General features: G+C 40.0%; 21 protein-coding genes. 6 read left to right on the top strand and 15 right to left on the bottom strand.

Annotation, left to right across the window (positions count from 1 at the left end; genetic code table 11):
* Window positions 1-12 precede the first annotated feature (12 nt).
* The 14 genes from murI to QJ048_RS01575 all read right to left on the bottom strand — a co-directional run bounded on the left by murI (window position 13) and on the right by QJ048_RS01575 (window position 13,958).
* Entirely contained in the window at window positions 13-840 is an 828-nt protein-coding gene (murI, locus tag QJ048_RS01640) for a glutamate racemase (RefSeq protein WP_282332585.1), read from the bottom strand.
* A 63-nt stretch (window positions 841-903) separates the two neighbouring features.
* On the bottom strand, window positions 904-1,410 hold the full coding sequence (locus QJ048_RS01635) for an OmpH/Skp family outer membrane protein (protein ID WP_282332584.1): 507 nt from the start codon (window positions 1,408-1,410) through the stop codon (window positions 904-906).
* Between the two features lie 75 nt (window positions 1,411-1,485).
* A complete protein-coding gene (locus tag QJ048_RS01630) occupies window positions 1,486-1,998 on the bottom strand; it encodes an OmpH/Skp family outer membrane protein (protein WP_282332583.1) in 513 nt (170 codons plus the stop codon).
* Between the two features lie 20 nt (window positions 1,999-2,018).
* A complete protein-coding gene (locus QJ048_RS01625) occupies window positions 2,019-4,745 on the bottom strand; it encodes a BamA/OMP85 family outer membrane protein (RefSeq protein ID WP_282332582.1) in 2,727 nt (908 codons plus the stop codon).
* Window positions 4,746-4,858: 113 nt separating this feature from the next.
* Window positions 4,859-5,638 carry an undecaprenyl pyrophosphate synthase gene (gene uppS / locus QJ048_RS01620; RefSeq protein WP_282332581.1) on the bottom strand — a complete coding sequence of 260 codons (780 nt, stop codon included), beginning with the start codon at window positions 5,636-5,638 and terminating at the stop codon, window positions 4,859-4,861.
* A gap of 217 nt (window positions 5,639-5,855) precedes the next feature.
* On the bottom strand, window positions 5,856-6,710 hold the full coding sequence (porG, locus tag QJ048_RS01615; RefSeq protein ID WP_282332580.1) for a type IX secretion system protein PorG: 855 nt from the start codon (window positions 6,708-6,710) through the stop codon (window positions 5,856-5,858).
* Between the two features lie 281 nt (window positions 6,711-6,991).
* Window positions 6,992-7,870, bottom strand: coding sequence for an NAD kinase (locus tag QJ048_RS01610; RefSeq protein WP_282332579.1), 879 nt, complete (start codon window positions 7,868-7,870; stop codon window positions 6,992-6,994).
* Between the two features lie 135 nt (window positions 7,871-8,005).
* A complete protein-coding gene (locus QJ048_RS01605; RefSeq protein ID WP_282332578.1) occupies window positions 8,006-9,478 on the bottom strand; it encodes a POTRA domain-containing protein in 1,473 nt (490 codons plus the stop codon).
* Window positions 9,479-9,543: 65 nt separating this feature from the next.
* On the bottom strand, window positions 9,544-10,203 hold the full coding sequence (locus QJ048_RS01600) for a CBS domain-containing protein (protein ID WP_282332577.1): 660 nt from the start codon (window positions 10,201-10,203) through the stop codon (window positions 9,544-9,546).
* 24 nt (window positions 10,204-10,227) lie between these two features.
* Window positions 10,228-11,004: an alpha/beta fold hydrolase gene (locus tag QJ048_RS01595; protein WP_282332576.1), complete on the bottom strand. Its 777-nt coding sequence runs from the start codon at window positions 11,002-11,004 to the stop codon at window positions 10,228-10,230.
* Window positions 11,005-11,205: 201 nt separating this feature from the next.
* Complete coding sequence (locus QJ048_RS01590) at window positions 11,206-11,757, bottom strand: CvpA family protein (RefSeq protein ID WP_282332575.1); 552 nt, start codon at window positions 11,755-11,757, stop codon at window positions 11,206-11,208.
* A 108-nt stretch (window positions 11,758-11,865) separates the two neighbouring features.
* Complete coding sequence (locus tag QJ048_RS01585; protein ID WP_282332574.1) at window positions 11,866-12,318, bottom strand: GatB/YqeY domain-containing protein; 453 nt, start codon at window positions 12,316-12,318, stop codon at window positions 11,866-11,868.
* Between the two features lie 143 nt (window positions 12,319-12,461).
* Window positions 12,462-12,812 carry a gliding motility protein GldC gene (gene gldC, locus QJ048_RS01580; RefSeq protein WP_282332573.1) on the bottom strand — a complete coding sequence of 117 codons (351 nt, stop codon included), beginning with the start codon at window positions 12,810-12,812 and terminating at the stop codon, window positions 12,462-12,464.
* 111 nt (window positions 12,813-12,923) lie between these two features.
* Window positions 12,924-13,958 carry a glycosyltransferase gene (locus tag QJ048_RS01575; protein ID WP_282332572.1) on the bottom strand — a complete coding sequence of 345 codons (1,035 nt, stop codon included), beginning with the start codon at window positions 13,956-13,958 and terminating at the stop codon, window positions 12,924-12,926.
* Between the two features lie 541 nt (window positions 13,959-14,499).
* Between QJ048_RS01575 and QJ048_RS01570 the strand changes: the two genes are divergently transcribed.
* From QJ048_RS01570 to QJ048_RS01550, 5 genes are all read left to right on the top strand, one after another.
* Window positions 14,500-15,126, top strand: coding sequence for a TetR/AcrR family transcriptional regulator (locus QJ048_RS01570; protein WP_282332571.1), 627 nt, complete (start codon window positions 14,500-14,502; stop codon window positions 15,124-15,126).
* Entirely contained in the window at window positions 15,116-16,477 is a 1,362-nt protein-coding gene (locus QJ048_RS01565; protein ID WP_282332570.1) for a TolC family protein, read from the top strand. The genes QJ048_RS01570 and QJ048_RS01565 overlap by 11 nt, the downstream gene beginning before the upstream one ends.
* Window positions 16,478-16,538: 61 nt before the next feature.
* Window positions 16,539-17,678 carry an HlyD family secretion protein gene (locus QJ048_RS01560; RefSeq protein ID WP_282332569.1) on the top strand — a complete coding sequence of 380 codons (1,140 nt, stop codon included), beginning with the start codon at window positions 16,539-16,541 and terminating at the stop codon, window positions 17,676-17,678.
* A gap of 107 nt (window positions 17,679-17,785) precedes the next feature.
* Entirely contained in the window at window positions 17,786-19,366 is a 1,581-nt protein-coding gene (locus QJ048_RS01555) for a DHA2 family efflux MFS transporter permease subunit (RefSeq protein WP_282332568.1), read from the top strand.
* 814 nt (window positions 19,367-20,180) lie between these two features.
* On the top strand, window positions 20,181-21,002 hold the full coding sequence (locus QJ048_RS01550) for an SDR family oxidoreductase (RefSeq protein WP_282332567.1): 822 nt from the start codon (window positions 20,181-20,183) through the stop codon (window positions 21,000-21,002).
* A gap of 96 nt (window positions 21,003-21,098) precedes the next feature.
* Here QJ048_RS01550 and recO read toward each other — a convergent pair whose 3' ends face one another.
* Window positions 21,099-21,839 carry a DNA repair protein RecO gene (recO, locus tag QJ048_RS01545; protein ID WP_282332566.1) on the bottom strand — a complete coding sequence of 247 codons (741 nt, stop codon included), beginning with the start codon at window positions 21,837-21,839 and terminating at the stop codon, window positions 21,099-21,101.
* Window positions 21,840-22,074: 235 nt separating this feature from the next.
* On the opposite strand from recO, the gene QJ048_RS01540 reads away from it, so the two are divergent.
* A complete protein-coding gene (locus tag QJ048_RS01540; protein ID WP_282332565.1) occupies window positions 22,075-24,429 on the top strand; it encodes an efflux RND transporter permease subunit in 2,355 nt (784 codons plus the stop codon).
* Window positions 24,430-24,439: the final 10 nt, after the last annotated feature.

Raw genomic sequence — 24,439 nt, 5'->3', positions numbered from 1 at the left:
TTCAATTTTCCATTAAAACTCTACCTTCTTCGCCTCCAACGGTCTTCCGAAAAATATTGCGGCCTGGCGGCTGAAATCTTCGGTGGAGTCGGTTGTGTAGAATTCCAGCTTGCCACCTTTAGAGCACTGGGCTTCCATTTCAGGATGGCGTTCGAGATAACCCTTTAGGCTCTTGGCCACAATATCTCCCTGAGTAATGACTTTTACTCCCTCGGGAGTGTATTTCTTGATCTTGTCCAAAAGCAACGGATAATGTGTGCAGGCAAGCAAAATGGCATCGACCTCTTTATCCTGGTTCATTGCCTGGTCAACATATTTCTTTACAAAAAAATCAGTTCCTTCATTGGCATATTCTCCGTTTTCTACGAGTGGCACCCACATAGGGCAGGCGAGCTGGCTCACGTGCGCTTCGGGGAAGAACTTTTCTATTTCGAGTATATATGAACGTGAATTGACTGTTCCCTTGGTGGCAAGTATTCCTAAGTGATTTGTTTTGGAATAATTGCCAATCACTTCAGCGGAGGGCCTGATTACGCCCAACACACGATAATCAGGATTGATGTTTGGCAGATCATTTTGCTGAATGCTTCGCAAAGCCTTTGCAGATGCAGTATTGCAAGCCAATATCACAAGACGGCAACCCATGCTGAACAAATGCTTAACGCACTCTAATGTATACTGGTAAACAGTTTCATAGGAGCGGTTACCATATGGTGTGCGGGCATTGTCGCCTAAATACATGTAATCGTACTGCGGCAATTCTTTCACTATTTCTTTTAAAACAGTAAGTCCGCCGTAACCCGAATCAAATACGCCAATTGGATGATATTCTGTTGACATGTAACAAAAATAAAACGTCCCGCTTAACCAGCGGGACGTTTTAACTATATTCTTGAAAATTACTTATTTAATTCCCAATTTCTTTTTTACCAACGGAGCCAAATCATCAGCCGGTGGATAAACGATCAATTGCTCTTTTACGAACACATAGCTGTAACCGTTTTCTTTAGCTGTAGCCTGGATTGCATCCATTGCTTTTTTCTGAATTGGATCAGTCAATTCATCTTGTCTTTTCTGCAATTCTTGTTGAATGCGTTGCTCTTCACCTGCCAATTCCTGGCTGATAGTTTGCAATTCTTTTCTTTTAACATCTTTTACTGCCTGAGTCATTTTAGACGAGTCAGCAATAAATTTTTGTGCTTTTTCTTCAAAAGCAGCTTGTTTTTCTTTTGCACTTTCTATAAGAGCTTGTTGGAATTGTTGTAAAGAAGAGTCAGCTTTTTTAGCTTCAGGCATAGACATGATAATCTCATTCAAACTCACATATCCAATTTTCGATTGAGCGTTAGCCTTGTTGTTTGCTACCATCAGGGCACCAGCAATTAACACTACTGTTAATAATTTTTTCATTGTGTTCTGAAATTGTGTTTTTTTGAAGTTGTTATTTCTTAGTTTTTAGTTGTTTTGCTAAACTCGCTTTCACGTTTATTTAACACCCAATTCCCGGAGCACATCTTCGCTTTTATCCAGTTTAGGGTCGGCAAATATAACGGTAATTCCTTCACTTTTATCTAAAATAAAATCATACATCTTGGCCACGGCGAGTTTCTGAATAGCCGTGTAAACTTTGTCCTGTATTGGTTTTACCAGTTCCTGACGCTTTTTAAAAAGATCGCCTTCGAAACCAAAACGCTTTCTTTGAAGATCTCTCAATTCTTTTTCTTTCACGAAAATTTCATCCTCACGTTTTTTCTTCAACACGTCACTCAGCATAACCTGCTCTGCATCAAAGTCTTTGTACATTTTATCCAAAGCCTGTTGTTTTGTGTCGATTTCTTTTTGCCATTGTGCGCTGATGTCATCCAGTTTCTTTTGAGCATCGGTGTAATCCGGAATTTTCTCCAAAATATATCGGGTGTCAACAATCGCATATCGTTGTGCAGAAGCTGTACAAATGACAGCAAGAATGCATAAGGCTGAAAAAATTAGCTTTTTCATAAAGAATCTTTTTAGGTTTATTATTCTGGTTCAAAGCCCAGCATAAATGTGAATTTAGCGGCGTCTTTCAGTTTGCCTCCGGGTTGCATACGATCAATACCCACACCATAGTCAAATCCTAACAAACCAAACATTGGCAGGAAGAATCTTGCACCAAGACCAACGCTTCTTCTCAAACGGAACGGATTGTAGTCTTTGTAATCGAACCAGCCATTCGCTGCTTCAAAGAACGCCAGACCATAAATAGTGCTGCTTGGGTTTGTTGTAAACGGATAGCGAACCTCTGCAGTATATTTATTGAAGATGGTAAAGAATCTGCTCGCCTGGCTCTTATCAGGGTTCACACTTGGATCTGAGTTATCATAGATCGGATAACCTCTGTGTGCAATGATGTCGTAACCAAGGATACCGAAGTTGTTTGTCAAACCGGCATCACCCAATTGGAAACGCTCGAACGGAGAGTAATCCAGGTTACGATTGTATTTACCCATGAAGCCGTATTTAGCAGCCAGTTTCAATACAAACTGGTGGCTCTTGTCTGCACCGCTTGGTTTGCTCAACGGTACGTACCATTCTCCGTTGAAGCGCCATTTGTGGAACTCAGGCAGCTCGTACGGATGCGCTGATGTTACCAAAGACGGATCTATCAATGAGTAAGGAGGCGTAAACTGGCCACTTAACAAGAAGTTAGAACCGCTTCTTGGGAAGATTGGCTGGTCAACCGAGTTACGGCTCAATGCTATTTTAAAGCTCACGTTGTGCGACGTAGAGTTATTCAAACCAGGGAACAGGTTCGGATAGTTTCTCAACTTATACTGAGTATAGTTCAAAGAGTAGACCAATGTGAAATAGTCATCCGGCCATTTCAATTGTTTACCCAACGCGATAGACGCGCCAAACGTTCTCAGGTATGAAGTATCGCTGGCTTTACGGCTGTATGTACCCGTGCGGTAGTCGTATGAGTTTGAATAGCGGGTGTTGTAGAAACTCACCGTTAATGAGTTACGTTTTTTACCACCCAACCAAGGTTCGGTAAATGAGATGTTTTCAGAACGGAAAGCACGTCCGTTACTTTGAATTCTCAAGCTCAGTTTTTGTCCGTCACCTGTAGGTAATGGATCCCACGCGGATTTATTGAAAATGTTTTTAATGGAGAAGTTGTTGAAGGTAACACCCACTGTACCGGTCAAGCCGATACCGCCGCCCCAACCGGCAGAAAGCTCAAGCTGGTCAGCGGACTTTTCTTCCACCGTGTAGTTGATGTCCACCGTTCCATCCTCAGGGTTTGGAACAGGGTTGATACCAATTTTTTCCTGGTTAAAAAAGCCAAGGTTAGCAATCTCACGTTGAGAACGGATCAGTGCCTCGCGACTGAATTTATCGCCAGGAACGGTTCTGATTTCACGACGTATAACGTGCTCTTTAGTTTTCTCGTTACCGGCAATACGAATGTTTTTGATAGTAGCCTGCGGCCCTTCGCGCATTCTTATTTCGAAGTCAATAGTGTCATTGTAAACGGCTGTTTCCACCGGATCTACCTGGAAGAACAGATAGCCATCATCCATGTACAATCCACTGATGTCACCACCTTCCGGTGCCATTTGTTTACCAAGCTTTTTGTTAAGTATCTCAAGGTTATATACGTCGCCTTTTTTGATGCCCATTATCAGCGTCAAAAGAGAGTCGGAATATTTTGTATTTCCCTTCCAGGAAATGTTACCAAAATAGTATTTGTGACCTTCACTAACTTTGATATCTACGTTCAAAGTTCCTTTGGAAGTATAGTATTGCGTATCCTGCACAATGCCGGCGTCACGATAACCTTTGGAGTTATAGTAGTCTAGTATTTTGTCCTTATCTTCCTCGTATTTCTTTTCGCTGAATTTAGCTGAACTGAATAGTTTAAAACGGAAATAAGGGTCTATGTATTCCTTGATCTTTGTAGGGTAGAGGTAGTCATGCTCTCTAACGAAGCTGTCCAGGGTCATGCGCTCGCTGGTACCGTAAGCTTTCATTTCTTTGGGCGGGAACAACGTTAAATGCGTCATCTCTTTAGTGCCCTTCATTTGGCCCTTCAGTTTGTCACCGGAGACGTTATGATTGTCGAAGAAGCTGATTTCGTTTACACGTACTTTAGGTCCTTTAGTGATGTCGAAAGTAAGTGATTGAGCGTTTGCCATTCCAGGCTCTTTTTTCAACTCTGTTTTGACGTCTGCACTTCTGTAACCTTTTTCGCTGTAATATTTTTGAATGAGCTCAATTGCAGTACGGGTCATGTTTTCCGTGATTACCCTGCCTTTTACAAGCCCTATTTTTTTCTTAAGATCGTCTTCTTCGGTTTTCTTTATGCCTTTGAAATAGTAGTTGGCGAGAGTAGGACGTTCAGTGATATTAATTTCTATGGAAAGGTTTCTGCCGTCAACCTTTGTAAAATAGATCTTTACGTTGGCGAATAGCTTTTGGTTCCAAAGATTTTGAATGGCTTTGCTGAAATTGTCACCTCCGGGGATAATTACTTTATCGCCCACGTTCAACGCGGCGATACTTGTAATAATAGAGGCATCGTATTTTTGAGTTCCTGTAACTTTTATATCTGCAATTACATATTCCTTAGGCTGTTTTGCGTTGGGAATAGCTTCCAGTTCCGGATCGATCGATGTAGGATGCGTTGTATCTTGCGAAAAAGCAGTTATCGTAAGCAAACAAAAAACCAACAATGACGTAGCTACAGGGATTCTTCTTAACATCTGGTTGTTTTAAAAAAAAGCAAATTAAAGGGATTTGTCGTAAGCATTTGTTAAATAGATAGGAAATTAGGCTAAAACGCGACAGTTTCTTATCTAGTTAATACGAAAATTTGTTAACGACTAACTAATTGATCGGCATCGCCGTCTTCCTGCTCTATCTGGGCACTTGTTTTCCCAAAGCGCCTTTCGCGATTCTGGAAATCAATGATAGCCTCATAGAGATGTTCTTTAGAAAAATCCGGCCAGCGAACCGGCGTGAAATAAAGCTCCGCATAGGCAAGCTGGTACAATAAAAAGTTACTGATCCTGTACTCTCCACTTGTGCGGATCATTAGTTCCGGATCAGGAAAATTGCTGGTGCACAAATATTGTTGTAAAGTATCTTGCGTAATTGATTGCGGGTCAACCTTGCCATTCTTTACATCTATAGCAATATTTTTAACGGCGTTCACCATTTCCCATCTACTGCTATAGCTCAATGCCATTACCAGGTTAAGTCCTGTATTTTTCGAAGTAAGAGAAAGGGCTTCATTAAGCTCGTTTTGTGCGTAAGCCGGCAACATTTCCATATTACCGATTACGTGAAGCCTGATGTTGTTTTTATTAAGAGTATCTACTTCTTTTCGAATGGTTTCAACAAGTAGTTCCATCAGGCCAGTAACTTCCTGTTCTGGTCTGTCCCAGTTTTCGGTAGAAAAAGCATACAAAGTGAGATAACCAATGCCCAGTTCGGCACAGCCTTCCACGATTGTGCGCACACTCTCCACGCCATGAAAATGGCCATAGAGGCGGTCCTGGCCCTTTTCTTTGGCCCATCTGCCGTTGCCATCCATAATTATAGCTATGTGGCGCGGTAATTTCTGACTGATTATGCTCTCTTTGAGCGATTCCATAAACCGGATTTTAGAAGGGAGCGAAGTTACAAAAATTCGTTATGTAAATATTTAAATCTGGAAATATACGAGGAGGGGTAGGTAATTAATAATTAATAAAGAATAATTAATAGGTGTGGCAGCCCAAAGGAATATATGCTATTGTCTGGGCAATAATTGAAGAGCCGCATTCTTAAATGAATGCGGCCCATATTAATTATTAATTGTTAATTATTAATTAGTTAGCTGACGGGCATCTGTAAGATGTAAGGTTGAATGAAGCTGTGATCATTGCTGTTACATACTGATCTTTTTGATTTTGATAACCGCGCTGGCGTCCTTTGATGCCAATCGGGTCGCCTGTTTCGTAGCTTCTGTCCTGCAATTGATACCAAACTGTAGGGGTGCCATCAGGAAGCGTTTGAGCAAATGCATCGGGAGCATATGTTTTACTCACATCATCAAGATAATCTGTTGTAGTAAAACGATACAAAATCTCGAGGCCCAAGTTTATTTTGTCTGTAAGGCTATATTTAATACCTACACCTATTGGCAAACACATTGCCATAGTGCTGTACTGTTTTCTATCAGGATACAATGGAGAACCCTGACCTTCTGTGCCCAACGGACGCAGGAAATATTTTTGACCTTTTAAATAAGTATATGGGTCGTAGTTAAATGCGCCTAAACCTATTGTAACATAAGGAGTGAAAGCATACAACGGATCGCCGGGAACATATTTAAAGAAATTGAAATCGCCCTGAACCGCAAGCTCCCAAATATTGGTATTGAAGCTGAGGTTTCTACGTTGCTGGTATTCATTGTCCTTGTTGTAAATATCAGAATAACCAAGTTGTGCAAAAGTGGCCCCTACGCGAAGAGCAATATAATTGCCAAATTGTTTACGGAAAAATGCAGTTACTGCAGGTTTTGGACGGTTGATCCTTGCGCGGGTATTAATGTCGCCAAAATAATGTGCTGCGCCAATGCCAATACCAAATTCTCCTTCATGAACAATGCTTTCCATCTGAGCCTGGGTAGTAGTTTGGATCAAAAGCAGAAGGCTCACCGTAAATAGACTAAGTAGTTTCATAAATGCAATAAATTAGTTTGTCTTTCTGTTGTTTAAAGCACAGGTAAAAAATTGTGGTGAATCCTAGGTAATTGGATAATGGGAGTTGGTTATTGAACCCTATATACTTTAAAGGCGCACAAATCTAAGGTTGAATTCCAATTTATGCAGTAATAAACAAAAAATTTCCTGCATTTAAAACACGCCGGTCTCTAACAACGAAATTCATTCCACATAATTGTATTAAAGATGTGAAATGTAATACATTTTTAATGTTCGTATACGTCAAAGGATTTAAGTGATCAATTTCTTCTATCCAGACCCCACGACAATTTGTTGCGTAATGTCTGTAAGAAATTGTTTTCATTTAATCGTACGAGGCTTACTGTAAAGGATTCTTTTCTGATGGCGAGCTGTACACTTTTTTCAACAACTTCTTTTCTGGAATCTAATGTACAAATAAAATCATCTGTTCTGCCTTCTACCTCGAAAGAAATTATATTGTTGTCAGGAACCACTATAGGACGCACATTCAGGTTATGTGGTGCCACGGGAGTAATTACAAAACTGCCGGACTGGGGGAAAACGATCGGGCCGGCACAACTTAATGAATAGCCAGTGGAACCGGTAGGTGTGGAAACGATCAGGCCATCTGCCCAGTACGTATTTAAGAATTCACCGTTCATGTACGTGTGAATTTTTATCATCGAAGACGAATCTCTTTTTTGGATGGCGAACTCATTTAGGGCATATGACGTATCGCCAAACAGAGGAATATTTGCATCAAGGTGTATAAGTGATCTTTTGTCAACCACAAACGTGCGGTGAACAAGAGATGCCACAGCACTCTCCAATTCGTTTTTACCAATGCTTGCAAGAAATCCCAATCTTCCGAAGTTGATGCCGAGTATTGGAATGTTCTGATCGCGAACCAATGTAACAGTGTCAAGCATGGTGCCATCGCCGCCAAGACTTATCAGGAACTCAATTGAATTATCAAGATCTGAATAAGAGTTAAAAGTGGTGATGTTATTGCTCAAATGAACCGAGCTAATGATCTGTTCAAAGAATGGCTGATAAATAATTGGCTCGATATTATAACGAGTCAGTTCATTGAATAAGCTTTGTACTTCATCCTTAAATTGAAAATCTAAAACCCGGCTATAGATGGCAACTTTCATATGCTGTGGTGCTGTTAATTTTCGGTATCCTCAAAACTAGTAAGTTTTGAGTTTAAATACGCGGGCAAAGGACATTTATGATGTGATTATATTGTTTAGCCAGAACTCACAACTTAGAACTCACGACCCAAAACTTTAAAAATCATTCCTTAGGTGAAAAAACAATCCTTTTTCTCCGAGTTGATTAAAGCTGTATTCAAATCTGAAAACCAGATCATAAAAGGTCACAACATCAAGACCCACTCCATAGGTGTAAAGAAAACTGTTTTGCAAAGAATTGTATACTGGAGGTTTTGAGTACGAGTAACCTATATCAGTAAATGTTTTTACAAAAACCTGTAAAGGAATTCTTGAGGTAGAAAGCGGGAGGAAGTTGTCGAAACTAGTGTTTATTATTTCCCTTTTGATGGTGTTGAAAGCTGCAACGCCTGCAACACCGTCTACCACATATTTCTCCAGGCCACGAAAAGAAAAATCTCCGTAGCCGATTAATCTTTGATTGTAATAAGGCTGGTCAAATGGCAGTTTAACCGCACCATTCAACTGACCCACATAGAATAGTTTCCAGCCGAGCGGCCATGCCTGGGTATACTTGGCGGCTAATTGCCACAGGTTCATCTCCTGGGAGAAACCCCGCTTTAAAAAATTAATCTCTGTTGCTTTTCCTATTCTTGGATAAGCCATGTAGTCAATATTTTGATAGCGCCAGGTGTAGCTGAACTCAGGATAGGACATGCTTGTAGATCCGTTGGGAAAATACTTGGGGTTGTGCTCCAATACTGAATTGTCAACTTTATTAACGGTGTAGCCTATTCGAAAAACATGCCTGGTGTAAATAGCCGGGCGATAATAATAACTTAACGTAACGTTGAACAGCTCATTGATATACTTGTTTGAATTATCAACAGAATCTACATTAAGAAAAAACTGTTTATTGTTAACAGTACTTACGTTTAATTCTTTTACTGCCGAATAGGATGCACTTGCTCCAAAGCCATGTTTTAAACTGTTGTCGGCATACGGCTGATCGTAAGAAATAGAGTACTGATGGGTATATCCGGTTATGAACATTAGCTTCAGCTTATCGTTTCTTCCGGTAAAATTGTCGTAGTAGAATTTCAAACCATAGTTGAGCCTGTCAAGTTTGTAGCCTTTGTCGGCCCATGCAGAAAAGTTTCTGTCAACGGGTTTTACATATGGAAGAGGGATAATGTACCATCGTTCTTTCACTTCAATTTGAATATCTGTTACGAAGCCGTGAAATTTTTTTATGTAAATTACCACTTCGTGAAACAGTTGTGTGTTGATCAGTTGCTGGCGCCCGGTTACAAATCTTTGGGTAAGATCCTGCAATGAAAGAGTGTCACCCTTTTTAAACGGGAGTTCCCGCTCGATAATGTAAGGTCTTGTTTTTTTATTGCCGGTAATGTAAATGTCACCGACAATTAGCTTGTGGTCATTTGTAGAATCAAAACTGGCCGCGGAAGGAAGGCTGTCTGTTGAAGAAATTAAGTTAACAGCATTGTTTAAAGAAAAACTATTCCTGGCAAATAAGATGCCCGGAACAAAAAACAATAATACGACAACCAAGTAATTTTTTCTGCCCATTATCAATATTTCTAAATAGAAAACAAAAATGTTTTCTCTCATCAAAAACCGAAATATTTATTTGTCTAAATATTCAAATAATTCATCAGGTGGTCGTAATTGTTCCTAAGCTCGTTTTCGTAGAGTTCTTCCCCAAAATAATATCGAACAACATACTCATAGCGCTGGAAGGTTGCTATGATGTCTGAAATTTCCAATTTGTTAATCTTAATTGTTACTAAGAACACAGAATTATTTGAATCGTAGTAAGTATTCATCTGAGTGATTTGCGCATCGTTCGTTTCGACAAGTTTACTGATCTCAGAAAAAGAAAAATTCTGTTTTTCTATTTCCAGTACAATCAAGCCGCCGGGGTCGTTAACACCGGTCATTCGCGCAAATTCTTTCAAAAGGTCATAGGCGTTAATAGCGCCTACCCATGTGAGGTCCTGTTCTATAACGGGAATAACGCAAAGGTTATATTCTGTTGAGAGTTTTACCGCTTCAAAAAAATATTTATTATCCTGTACGGCTAGCTTCACAAAAGACGCCTGAAGCTGGATAACAGTTGCGTTTGTGTCTGTGTTAAGCAACTCTTCTTCGTCAATAAGTCCCACAAATTTATCTTCAGCGATTACAGGTAATTGAGATAAATGATAGTCTGACATTAACTGCAAAGCCTTGTCCACGCTATCGGTTGGCGCCAATACGGGAATCGAAGTTGATATGAGTTCTTTATTTAGCAAATTGCTTGTTTATAAGTATATACGTTAAGCCACTGTGGCCGGTTCGTTTAGTTTCTTTAAAAATTTGTGAAGGATCACGTTAAATTCTGCGGGAACCTCCATCATTGGAGCATGGCCGCATTTATCAATAAAATGCAGTTCGCTATTTGGGATAAGTCTGTTGAATTCGCGGCCAACAAACGGCGGCGTAATTGTGTCGTTATTACCCCAAATCAATAATGTGGGTTGTTTAATCTGGCTTATTTCTTCGCCAAGGTTATTTCGAATGGCACTTTTTGCCAACGCAATAATCTTTATGACTTTAAGACGCACATTTACAATGTCGTATACTTCGTCAACTAACTCTTTTGTGGCCATCTTGGGATCATAAAAAGTAAGTTCGGTTTTTTTGCGGATATATTCATAATCTCCACGTTTAGGATAGGTGTCACCCATTCCATTTTCAAACAAACCAGAACTACCTGTAAGAATAAGTGACTTGATCCTTTCAGGATGCTTCAATATATGTACCAGGGCCACGTGACCGCCTAAAGAGTTTCCGAGAAGGTTAATATTCTGATAGTTCCTGGTTTCTATAAACTTGTGCACGAATTTCTCCAAACCGCTTACGGAAGTATGCAAAATGTCGAGCTCGAATAGGGGTAACATGGGAACCACTACTTTGTAGTGGTGCTTAAAATATTCAATCAAATCCATGAAGTTGCTTAGGGCTCCAAATAATCCATGAAGCAATACTAGGGGCTCTCCTTCACCTTCTTCAATAAATCTGAATTTATCCTGATGTTTGATTTCGTAATTCATCTGTTCTGTAAATATCACTTATTCAATTATGCGCTAAAATAGTTGTTTTGCGCCAAAAAAAGCCTTGCTTTAGAAATACAAAGCTAAAACATTGAACGGTAAGCTTCTGTTAAGTGTATTGACGAGGTTTTTCTGTAACTAAAAATAATACAATAGAGAGTAATTTAAAAATATCGCCGCAGTTTTTATTTTCTGTCAATCTTAAAAAATTACTGCTTTTGCACCTTTAGCTGCGAGGTTGTCGAAAAAACTTTCAAGTTGCGAAAACATGTCTTTAAACCACGGCAATACTTTCCCGATGCCATTAATGGCAACAGGGCCCAATGGTTGTATGAAACCATAAAAATGCGATTCTTCAACTGTTTTATCGCTGATTATATGCACCTTTTGTATATAAAAAAGAACAACACTTAAAGCGATCGTATAGACAACTGCATATAAAATGATACCAGCGAGTTTGTTTGCCCACCCCAATGCCACTACTTCCATGGTCTTTGTAATGAGTGAGGCCAACAGGCGAATGAGCAGCATGACTGCAATAAAAACGATAAGAAAGGAAATGAAAGGCAGCCAGCGAAGAGATATATTGGTACTGTCCTTTAAGTAATTAGCGGTAACCGCGGACAATTTCATGGCGGCCACCAGACCAATTATCAATCCTACTACTGAGAGAATTGCCACCACAAAACCGTTTCGCCAACCTTTGTAAAGAGCGAAAACGAGAATAATTATGAAGAGGATATCGATTATCATAGAATAATAATTGAATAACTGACTAGCTGAATAACTGAGTGGTCGACTGTCGTAAAGCAAAATCGAGAATAAGATATTCAGTTATTCAGTTAGTTAGTAATTCAGTCGTTATTTCGTGAGCAATTCTTTCACGGTTGCACTTATTGCTTTACCGTCTGCTTTGCCAGCCAATTGTTTAGAGGCAACGCCCATTACTTTACCAAGATCTGCAGGAGATGCAGCGCCTGTTTCAGCAATAATTTTTTCAAGTGCCGCTTTCAGTTCTTCTGCAGATAGCTGCTTTGGAAGAAAACGCTCGATTACAGTGATTTCATCTTGTTCTTTTTGAGCAAGATCTGCACGGTTTTGCTGCGTGAAGATCTCAAGAGAATCTTTACGTTGCTTCACCAACTTTTGTAAAAGTTTCAATTCGCCTTCAGTAGAAACTTCGCCATTTGCGCCAGGTTCTGTTTTCGCTTTTATAATTTCTGCTTTGATTGCTCTCAGGCCACGCAATAATGCTTCATCTTTTGCTTTCATGGCATCTTTCATTTCTGCCATTACTTGTTGTTCGAGACTCATTTTATTAGGAATTAGTAATTAGAAATTAGGAATTGGTAGAGAGTTGAAAATTGAAAATTAAAAGTTGAAAATGCTTTGTGCGTGACAGTGTTGAAAGTAAGGCTGTATTGGTTTAGGCCCGATTTTAAACTTTCAATTTTCCATTATTTCAAGCTGTTTTCTTTCATTTGTTCTTCGCGGAACTTGTTGTAGAAGTCCTTTGCGAAGTTTTTCATATCGTTCACCAGTTCTGTATGCTTTGTGGCGCGGTTGTAGGTGTCGGCCATGGTCATCAGTGTTTGATAGAAGAAATCGGCCATTTCGTCGACCATCATTTCCTTGGTCCACAAATCTATACGAAGAGCGGTTTTGTCAGTTCCGTCCCACAGAGAAAGCATCACAGCTTTTGCTTTTTGTTTGCCGTCTGCCGTGCTGTTGGATGCGCTCCACAGAATGTTTTCGGGCGTTTTATCACGGTCTAATATTACATCAATTGTAATGGTTGATTGATCCATAGTTTATAGTTGAATGTGCGAAGGTAGGATGGAAAGTCAAAATTCGAAAGTAAAAAGTCAAAAGGACTGTTTCCTATGGGCAACCTTTTTGACTTTTGATTTTCTTAATTTTTACTTAGCCATCTCTCTCATTTTCTCCACTTGCTTCTTTCTTAGGCTCTCATCTTTGTAAATAGTGATCATATTTCTGGAAATATCATCCACATTGGTTGGGAGCGTGTAAAGAGCTGCATCGCCTGCCAGTTCTCTAATCGCAGGAAGTTCAGAAGTGATAATTGGCGTTTCGCAAAAAATCGCATTGATCACTGTAAATGGAACACTTTCATGTGTCACGGTGTGCATACAGGCGTATGCGGAAGCAAGGACATTCAATTTTTCTTCACCTACCAGTTGAAGTAAATGCACATCGCTTTTGTGTTTGTAGGTTTCCAGCTTAGAGAAATCTTTGTGCGCATTGTCATCATACATAACGATCAGTTGCATAGAAGACTGCTGCCACTTTTTAAAGATGGTAAAGGCCTTAAGCAAATTGATGAATTCGTGCTGTTCATTTGAAATAATGGAAACGAAATAATCTTTGCCTGCGGTGTATCTGTCCTTTATTTTTTGCTTCTCATCCCAACTCAACGGCTTTGCAAATGACGACGGCTGCGGCTTTTCCACCTGAATTTTGGTCTCTGGCAACTTAAAGTCATTTACCAGGATAGCCTTGTAATGCTCGGAAGGTGTTACAATGAGTCCTGCCTTTTGAACAGCGGCCGTAAGATTTTTCTTATTAAAAATCTTCTTGTCGAATCCAGCGGGGTTTTGTAAAAACTCAAGATTTGCTACCAGTAAAACCTGTTTAGCGGTATTTGGTAAAATGTGAAGCGGATGATTGGTGATCCACCTGCCGTTAGATGCCTTTTTAAGCGTTTTGGAGACAAAATCGCCAAAACCAGCGTCCGCTTTCAGCTTGTCGATAAGGGAAGGCTTGGGGGCTTGTGCAATTTTACCCAGGCAGGAAAATGCGTTGTGGATATCTGAAGCGTTATTCACAATCAGCGTAACATCTTCTGAATCTTTATAAATAAATGATTTATATACTTGTAATATGTATTCCTTTTCTTGTATATCAATTGCGGAAGCGTCTAAAAATAATTCCATTGTGTTTTTACGCGAATATGTGAACGTATAAAAGCAGGCTAGCAGGTGCAAAGATGCATAACCCTGGCATTTTTACCACTATTTAAAATCGGGTGAATGTGCTTTTGAGGCAGTCTAAATCAATTTTAGTTTTACATTCTAATAAGACATAACGCAGATTTTCATGATTGTTAAGATTGTTATGATTTTCAAATAGCTATAAGTAACAAGTAGAACGTACCATTGCACCTTATCGGATTCTGATTTTTCTAAAGAAATCATGCAATCATAAAAAACTGAGTCCCATTCTCCTAAATATTTAGGGTTAATCCAAAACCCTGTGGAAAACCGTAAAAAACGGTTAAGGCTGCTTGAGAAAGCAGCCTTTCAATTTTTCGGTTTAGTCGATTATCATCCGTCTGTATTTCATACACTATTCATGGTAGAAATTGATCAAACGTTTGTTTAATTCAAACGTTTGTTTAATTTTGTTTTCAGAATTGACGGATTATTATATTCTATCAGACTGATAATTATCCGTCTCTACGACACAAAAATGACTATGGAATATTCAGAAAAGAAAATACACATTATTGAGGCTGCTGAAAAGCTGTTTGCAACCAATGGTTTTTCTGGCACCTCGGTTCGGGATATAGCACATGAAGCGGGCGTGAATCTTGCCATGATATCATATTATTTCGGATCGAAAGAAAAATTGATGCAGGCACTGTTTGAATACAGAAGCAATGCATATCAGTTGGAAAGGGTGTTGAACGACGAGAAAATGACGCCGCTGGAAAAGGTGAATCACATGATTGCAAGCTATATGGATAAGGTTTTCAATCAGCAATGTTTTCACAAGATTATGGTGAGAGAGCAAATGCGTAATCACGATAATGAGCTCGGCGAAATGCTGAAGGTTTTTAAAAAGAAAAGCCTTAATACGATACAGCAGTTAATTGAAGAAGGGGTAAATAAAGGGGTATTTAGAAAGGATATTGATCTCCAAATGCTCGTACTCACAATGACCGGAACCACTAATCATTTAATCAGTACCATGGATTTCTACAGGTATATGAACGATGAGCTGAAAGACTTGCCGGAAGACGAATTCAAAGCCATAATGAAAGACAAGCTTTTCGAGCATTTAAAACTACTATTCAAAGCAATATTGACACATGAAGCGTAAATTTTGGTATCACACAGCGTTAGCGCTTATCATCAGTTTTATGACGCTAGGCGCTTCGGCCCAATCATCAGATTCGGCCAAATTGCTTTCGCTTTCGGAAGCAATTGATCTAAGTATTAAAAACAGTAAAGAACTGAAGTTGAACCACGCAAAAATAGACGAGGCTCTTGCTACTCTTCGCGAAGCGAAAGATGCAAGACTTCCGGATTTGAGTGTGTCTGCTTCTTACTTGAGGTTAACTGATCCGGGTTTGACTTTAAAAAATCAAAAGCCTGATAATGGGGGTGGCTCAAGCAGCGGATCTTCGACGCCTAGTATCAACCAGGCGATGTATGCAATGGTGAACGGATCACTTCCGTTATTCACCGGTTTCAAAATCAAATCGAGTATCGAATCTGCACAATATCTGGCTGAAGCTGCAAGGCTCGATGCGGATAATGACAGAGATGCGATTATTGCAAACGCAGTTTCTGCTTATGCAAACCTGTACAAAGCAGGAGTATCAGTTGATCTGGTAAAAGAAAATCTTGTACGTTCTCAACAACGCGTAGCAGATTTTGAAAGCCTTGAGAAAAATGGTCTTCTTGCCCGTAACGACCTGTTGAAGGTACAACTGGAAGCATACAATGTTGAGCTTGCATTAATGAACGCCCAAACAGAGCTGAAGATCACTACAGTGAATATGAATCTTATGCTAGGTCTTCCTGAAAGCACGAAACTGGTGGTCGACACAACAGGTTTCAAACTACTGACGCAGAACAAGACAATAGATGAGTGGGAACAACTGGCTCACCAAAACAGAAAAGATATCCAGGTGCTTTCTTTGAATGAAAAAGCAGCTAATTCAAATATTAAAGCTGTAAAAGGTGATATGTATCCTTCACTTGCTTTAACAGCTGGTTATGTAGGATTGGACATTCCAAATTTTGTAACGGTTACAACAGCCTTCACAGCGGGCGTAGGGGTGAAGTACAACGTTTCTTCTTTGTGGAAAACAAAAGCAAAACTGAATAAAGCGAATTCTCAATTGCAGGAAGTTCAGGTGCACCAGGAAATGCTGGATGATAATATTCGTCTTGACATTACTAAAGCATATGAAGCTTACTATTTAGCAATGAAGAAAATAGATGTGTACACAAAAGCAGTAGAACAGGCAGATGAGAACTACAGAATAACAAAGAACAAACAGGCGAACAATCTTGCTACAACTACAGACTTGCTTGACGCGGACGTTGCATCACTTACGTCAAAGATCAATTACAATCACGCGAAAGCAGATGCGGTGGTGGCTTACAACAAACTGTTGCAAGCATCGGGAATTATTGCAACAGAAAAAGGTATAAGCAAATAAGAAAACTCGGTACAGACGGATAATTATCCGTCTCAAAACTTAAAACTCACAACTTCATAAAATGGAAACTCAAACTCAAAATAAAGTGGCTTCATCTAATCATACAGAAGGTGCTCATGGTCAGGAGCAACCTAAGAAAAGAAACTTTGGTTTTATTATTGTACTCGCTGCGCTTGTAATTGGCGGTGGTACTTTCGGTGTGTCAAAATACATTCATGGTCAGCACCACGAAGAAACAGACGATGCGCAAATTGATGCAAACATCAGCCCTGTGATACCTCGCGTATCTGGCTATGTAACTGAAGTGCGTGCAAAAGATAACCAGTTTGTAAAAAAAGGTGATACACTTATTATTCTTGATAACCGCGATCTACTTATTAAAGTAGAAGAATCAGAAGCAGCTTTGCTTGGTGCAAAAAGCAATCTTTCTGTAGCAGAAGCAACAACCAATGCTTCTAAAGCAAACATTGCAACTTCACAAGCTAGCATTTCAACTGCAGACGCGCAAATTGAAGCAGCAAAAGTTAACGTTTGGAGAGCAACACAGGATTACGAGCGTTATGCAAATTTGATCAAAGATCATTCAATCACTCAACAACAATACGAGCAAGCGCTTGCGGCTAAACAAACTGCTGAACGTCAGTTGCAAGTTTTGGTAGAACAAAAAAATGCAGCTGCTAAACAAACTGCTGCTACTGCTTCTCAAAGCAATGCAACATCTCAACAAATTGCTGTAGCAAATGCGGTGATCAAACAACGTGAAGCTGATTTGGCAAATGCAAAATTGAATCTTTCTTATGCAGTGGTATTGGCTCCTGCAGATGGAAAAATTTCAAAAGTAAGTGCACAGGTTGGTCAGTACTTGCAAGCAGGTCAGTCATTGTTCAGCGTAGTGTTGGATCAGTCAAACTGGGTAACTGCGAACTTTAAAGAAACTCAGTTGAGTAAAATGAGAGTTGGTCAAAAAGCAATTGTTACTATAGATGCATTTCCTGGTCACAAATTTGAAACAACATTGACTTCATTCTCGCCTGCAACAGGTTCACGCTTCGCGCTATTGCCTCCCGACAACGCAACTGGTAACTTCGTAAAAGTTGTTCAACGTTTGCCGGTAAAACTTGAGTTTACAAACCCTTCTGACTCTCTTGTTAAGCAACTGCGTCCTGGTATGAACGTGAATGTGGATGTGCATTTGGACTAAGAACGAGAAACGTCAATTGTGAATCGTGAATAATGGGCAACTTCCATTCACGATTCACCGTTCACGATTTCCCGATCACTTACGCTTTCTTTTAAAATATTATTTACATGCAACAGAATTCATTGGTAGAATATGGTTCCAGGCGTGTGATCATTACCATTACCGCGGTAATGTGCGCACTGCTTGAAATTGTAGACACCACCATTGTGAACGTGGCACTGCACGATATGCAGGGTAACCTTGGCGCCACTACACTGGAAGTGGGATGGGTGGTGACTGCATACGCCATTGGTAACGTAATCATCGTGCCAATGACCAGCTGGCTCTCACAACAATTCGGACGCCGCAACTATTTTGCAGCTTCCATTCTTATATTCACGATATTTTCATTTTTATGCGGTAACGCAAACGGCATCTGGGAGCTCGTAGCCTTCAGGTTTATGCAAGGTGTGGGCGGAGGTGCCTTACTGGTAACTTCACAAACGCTGATCACTGAAAGTTATCCTCCTGAAAAACGTGGTATGGCACAGGCCATCTATGGTATGGGCGTAATTGTGGGTCCAACGCTTGGCCCTCCTTTAGGTGGTTTTATTACCGATAACTATTCATGGCCGTATATATTCTACATCAACATTCCTTTAGGTATTATTGCTATGCTGCTTACACTGCAATTTGTTCGCAGTCCCAAATATGGCGATAAGTTGAGTGTTAAGCAGGTGGACTGGGCTGGTATAGCATTGCTCGCACTGTCGGTAGGTTCATTGCAATATGTATTGGAAAAAGGACAGGAAGATGACTGGTTCAGTGATCCGATGATCACTTTATTAGCTGTAACAACCGTATTAGGTATATTCTTCTTTATATGGAGAGAGCTTCGGGCGAAAAATCCGATTGTGGAACTTCGTGTGTTGGGCAACGGTAACCTTCGGACCGGTACGATCCTCTCATTCATACTTGGTTTTGGGTTGTATGGAACAACGTTCATCATTCCCTTGTACACACAGGCAACACTCGGCTGGACGGCCACGCAGTCTGGTATGCTGATGATTCCGGCTTCACTTGTAACAGCATTCATGATGCCGATCGTTGGTCAGTTGCTGCAGCGAGGCGCCAAACAGCAGATACTTGTAGCATTGGGTATGGTGATCTTTTTCTTCTTTTGTATGTGGGGTTATAAGATTATTACACCGGACACAAGTAAGGAAGCTTTCACTTGGATGTTAATGTTCCGGGGTATTGGTATGGGTCTGTTGTTCGTGCCGATTACAACTCTTTCTCTGTCTACATTAAAAGGAAAACAGATCGGTCAGGGTGCCGCCTTCACCGGTATGATGAGGCAGTTGGGCGGATCGTTTGGTGTGGCGCTGATCACAACCTTTATCGCCAGACAAAGTATGCAACACAGAAACAATCTCGTTTCTAAATTATCGATAGACGATCCTACTGTAATGCAACGAATACACGGGATGCAGCAGAGTTTCATTGGAAAAGGCATCGAAGCTCAAACAGCACTCAAGGATGCTTACCAATCTTTGGATTACATGGTAATGAAACAGTCGATCGTGTTGACTTACATGGACGTATTCTTATACATTGGCTTACTGTTCCTTTTGTGCGTACCATTTGTATTAATGATAAAAGCTAAAAAGAACAAAGGCGAAAAAATAGATACATCGATGGCTCACTAGAAAATAATTGAATAATTGATCGATTCAATAACTGATGTGGAACAGGAATAACGGATGAACAAAAACTTACGGTAAGAAATAATCACAAAACCTCAGTTATTCAGTTGATCAATTAATCAATAAGTCATAGACTCTATAGAAAATGTCCCGGGGTTATACACTTCGGGATTTTTTTATATTAGCCACAGAGGCACTGAAGACACAGAGATGTTTTAAGTGGACGATAGAGTAAAGTCATGGGAGCATCTTTTTTCAAACACTTTTTTACATCTTGATGTCGCTTTTTATGAAACTCTTTCAATACTTCTGTTTCATCTGTGTTTCTGTGGCAAAACAAAACGAAAAAGTCCCGAAGACATGCTTCAGGACTTTTAAATTCTTTGTACAAAACTTTAACCAACTACTCGGGGGCCATCAATAGGTACAAATTTTAGGACGGTTTCTTCCTAGGTTTGGATTAGGCTTCAATGATATTGGATAAATTTCTAATTGAGAGATAAACTGGATAATAACGGTAATTCTGGATTTTGGATATTTGGTCTTGGATATGGATTTCTTCCGCTTATCAATCAATTTCTATTACAAAAGTATTTAGAAGGCACATGCTTTGCAAGAGCATAAACGCTCTATTTTATTTTTCAGTTTTCCTGCAAAAAATAGTAACATTACTATTTGCCAGTCTCGGATAATTACCCATTTTTACATGAACGGTCAAGATAACTAGGTATTTATCGAATAATATTTGATAAATTCAGGAATGCATGCATACACATGAGGAGATTTTTCCGCAAAAACCCTATTCAAAAAATGTCGAATGAAGTTTTTAAACAAGACTGTCTTTATCACCGGAGGAAGCCGCGGCATTGGCAAAGCCATTGCAATGAAGCTGGCCAGCGAAGGAGCCAACATCGTAATTGCCGCTAAAACCGTGGATCCCAATCCCAAACTGGAAGGAACTATTTTTACCGCCGCTGAAGAAATAGATAAACAAGGGCCGGGTAATGTATTGCCGCTTCAGCTGGATGTGCGCTTTGAGCAGGACATTGTAAGTGCGGTAAGAAAAGCCGTTGACACTTTTAATGGTATTGATATATTAATTAATAATGCAAGCGCCATAAACCTGGCCAACACAGAGCAGCTGGAAGCCAAACGATTCGATTTGATGCACGACATCAATGTTCGCGGCACATTCTTCATGAGCCAGGCCTGCATTCCCTACCTGAAAAAAGCGAATAATCCGCATATTTTAAATTTATCTCCCCCGTTAAATCTTGATCCGCATTGGTTTGCAAAACACCTTGCCTATACGATGAGCAAGTACGGAATGAGTATGATCGCCATGGGACTGGCGGAAGAGTTAGCTACTCACCGTATTGCGGCAAATACGCTTTGGCCGAAAACTACCATTGCCACGGCTGCCGTACAAAATTTGCTTGGCGGGGATTTTCTCATACAACGTAGCCGCACACCCGAAATAGTGGCAGATGCCGCATTTTACATATTGCAAAGACCTTCTTATGAATGCTCTGGCAACTTCTTTATTGACGAAGAAGTGTTGACCGCCGAAGGCATTACAGATTTCAAGAAATATGCAGTAAATACGGATAATAAGTTGATGCCGGATTTATTCTTGTAGGCAAAATGCTCAATGCCTAACGCTTAACGCAGATCGCTGAATGTGTGGATCGCTACACAGATGCCGCGTTTAGCGTTAGGCATTATGCGTTGGGCATTATGACAACACTTCCTGCAACACAGCCAGCGTCCTCATGTGTCCGAACTCGGGGATATGCAATGCGTAAAATAGCTCCAAAGAATGCATTAGTGATTGGCGGGTTTGTCTGTTAAGCTTTATTTGCGATAGTTCCGAAGGTTGCTGCACTTTGAGCAGTTGGGAAACAGTATAACTAAGATCGCCCTCAATGAAGGATTGATGCAGTGGATATTCTTTTTGGAAAACACCTTCCTGTAAATTCAAAATGTTATTTCCCAATTCGTAATCATCATAGATTTTAAAACCGAAAAAGTTGGCAAGGTTCAGCGCGAAAAAGAGCGGATAATTTGCCACGACAGGATCTTCCGCTTCATCCAAATGGATCATCGCATCTTCGATGAAATAATACAGCTCAGCATTTGCTTCGGGAAGCTTGAGGCATTTTTGCAATAGCTCCACAATAAACAGAACAACAGCATTTTTATATACATCAAAGAAAATATGCTGATACAAAAAGCCCCATTTGTACTCCTTTATGCGTTGGATATTTTTTAACTCATTATGGTAAACGACAAGGTCGAGAATGGCGCCAGGCTGAAATAGATTTGCTTTTCCCTGTCCCTTTTTGTTGCCCGTTCTTACGCCGTTTTGCAGGTAAGTTTGCGTACCAAAAAGCTCTGTAAACACGGTAACGATCACGCTGGTTTCCCCATATTTTACCGTTTTTAAAACAAGCCCTTTGGTTTTGAATGTGATCATACGAAAGCAAGTTAGGAATTAGGAATTAGAAATTAGAGGGGAGTTGTTAGTTGTTGGTCGATAGTTGTTAGGAGGCAGCCTTTTAATGATAGCAGCAAAAAATCGGCACGGATTGCACAAAAGGTTTTGCTGCCTGCAGCTTGCGATCTGCCTCTAATTCCCAATTCCTAATTTCTAAATCCTAATTCCTTGCCTATTTTCCTTTTCTTTGCTCTCAATATAATAATACAAACCTATGTGGGAGAAACTGGGCCAATTTGTACTGAAAAACAGAGTTATTTTACTAGTACTACTTTTAGCGGCAACGGGTTTTATGGGCTACCATACAAGCAAATTGCAGTTGAGCTATGACTTTTCGAGGGCCGTTCCTACAGACAACGCGAAGTACCAGGAATATCTTGCTTTTAAGCAGAAATTTGGTGAAGACGGAAACATGCTGGTGATTGGTTTTGAAACAAAAGACCTGTTCAAAGAAAATGTTTTTAACGAATACAGGAAACTGGTAGAAAATCTTAAAAAAGTAAATAAGGTTGAAGATGTTATCAGCGTGGCCAATTCCATTACACTCGCAAAAAACGACAGCTCGGAAAAATTAAAAGCAGTACAAATATTTCCCAAAGGCAATCTCTCTCAGCAAGACCTGGATAGCGGCAAAGCCAAATTTTTAAATCTTCCTTTTTATCGCGGTTTTTTATTTAATCCCGAAACAAATGCATACCTGACTGGTGTACATATTAACAAAGAGGCGATGGCCTCTAAGCTGAGAACAACAGTTGTAAACAACATTGTTGCAGCGGGAGATACCTTCAGCAAAGCCACAGGAATAGAAATGCACTACAGCGGTCTGCCGTTGATCCGTACACAGGTAGCCGATAGAATTGCATTTGAAATGCGTTGGTTGCTAATTGGTTCTTTGATCTTATCTGCAGTCATCCTCATGGTGTTTTTCAGAAGCGTGAGTGCGACAGTTATGTCACTGCTTGTGGTGATCTTCGGTGTAATATGGGCAACGGGCACCATGGAATTATTTCATTACAAAATTACATTGCTCAATGCTTTGATTCCACCACTGGTTGTTGTAATTGGCATTCCAAATTGCATTTATTTCCTCAACAAATATCATTTATCATGGCGCGATACGAAAGATAAACATGCGGCACTTATACAAATGATCGCTAAAATGGGAATCGTAACATTGTTCTGTAATATAGCAGCAGCAATTGGTTTCGCGGTTTTTGCATTAACGAAAAGCCCCTTGCTGAAAGAGTTTGGAGTGGTAGCAGGTATCAGCATTATGGTGATATTTGTGATCTCGTTTATTTTCATTCCTACAGTATTAAGTTTTCTTCCAGCTCCTAAACCGAAACATGTACGCTATCTGGACAACAGATGGTTGCTGTCTTTGCTCGATAAATTGGAGGACTGGTCATTAGATCACCGTAAAACAATTTACGCTTTCACTGCCATCATTTCTGTCGTGTCAATATTGGGAATGTTGAGATTGAAATCTGAAGGGTTTATTGTAGACGACCTTCCAAAAACAGACAGAATTTACAAGGACCTCAAATATTTTGAAAGCAACTTCAATGGTGTGATGCCTTTGGAAATTGCTGTGGATACAAAAAGAAAAAATGGCTTTCGGGCGAAGCCACTCGAAATATTGGGGGCAATGGATTCTTTGAGTGTCTATATTGATTCGAGACCGGAGATGGCGAAGCCTTTGTCGATCGTAGAAGGTATGAAGTTCGCAAGACAAGCATACTATGATGGCGACAGCAGTTATTACAGTTTGCCGAATTCATTTGATGTGGCATTTCTTTCCGGTTATTTGAACATGAAAGCAGACAGTGGAAGTGCGAAACCTCAAAACACGTTTACAAAATTGGTGAGCTCTTTCATGGACAGTTCGAAACAAGTGGCTCGTATAAGTGTAAACATGAAAGACGTTGGAAGTGCAGAATTGCCAAAGATCATCAGTGATGTAAAACAGAAAGCCAATCAATATTTTGACAGCAGCAAATACAGCGTGCAGTTTACCGGAAGCAGCGTAACATTTCTCGAAGGAAGCAGTTTTATTATAAATGGTTTGAAAGAAAGTATCATGTGGGCGTTTCTTTTGATAGCGCTTTGTATGCTTTATCTTTTTAAATCATTGCGCATTTTGATCTGTTCATTGATACCAAACATTATCCCTTTATTGATCACCGCAGGTGTGATGGGTTGGTTGGGTGTTCGTCTAAAACCGTCAACTGTACTGGTGTTTAGTGTTGCACTTGGTATTGCGATAGATATCACCATCCGTTTTCTTGTAAACTATAAGCAAGAAAAAGATGAGGACAAAGAAAAAGATTACAGGCAACTGGTAATCGATACGATTCACACAACGGGTATTAGCATCATCTACACATCGTTGGTGTTGATTGCTGGATTTGTAATATTCTGCTTCAGCGGATTTGGCGGTACAAAATCTTTGGGCTGGTTGATTTCTCTTACATTGGTTGCTGCAACTTTTACAAACCTGATATTGCTGCCGGCATTGTTGATCAGCACCACGAAAAAGAAAGATAACGAGTTAAAGAAAGTAGTATAGTTGTGTTTAA

It is taken from the genome of Pinibacter soli (assembly GCF_029961145.1).
Classification (GTDB): domain Bacteria; phylum Bacteroidota; class Bacteroidia; order Chitinophagales; family Chitinophagaceae; genus Pinibacter; species Pinibacter soli.
This window is presented reverse-complemented; position numbering and strand designations above follow the sequence as displayed.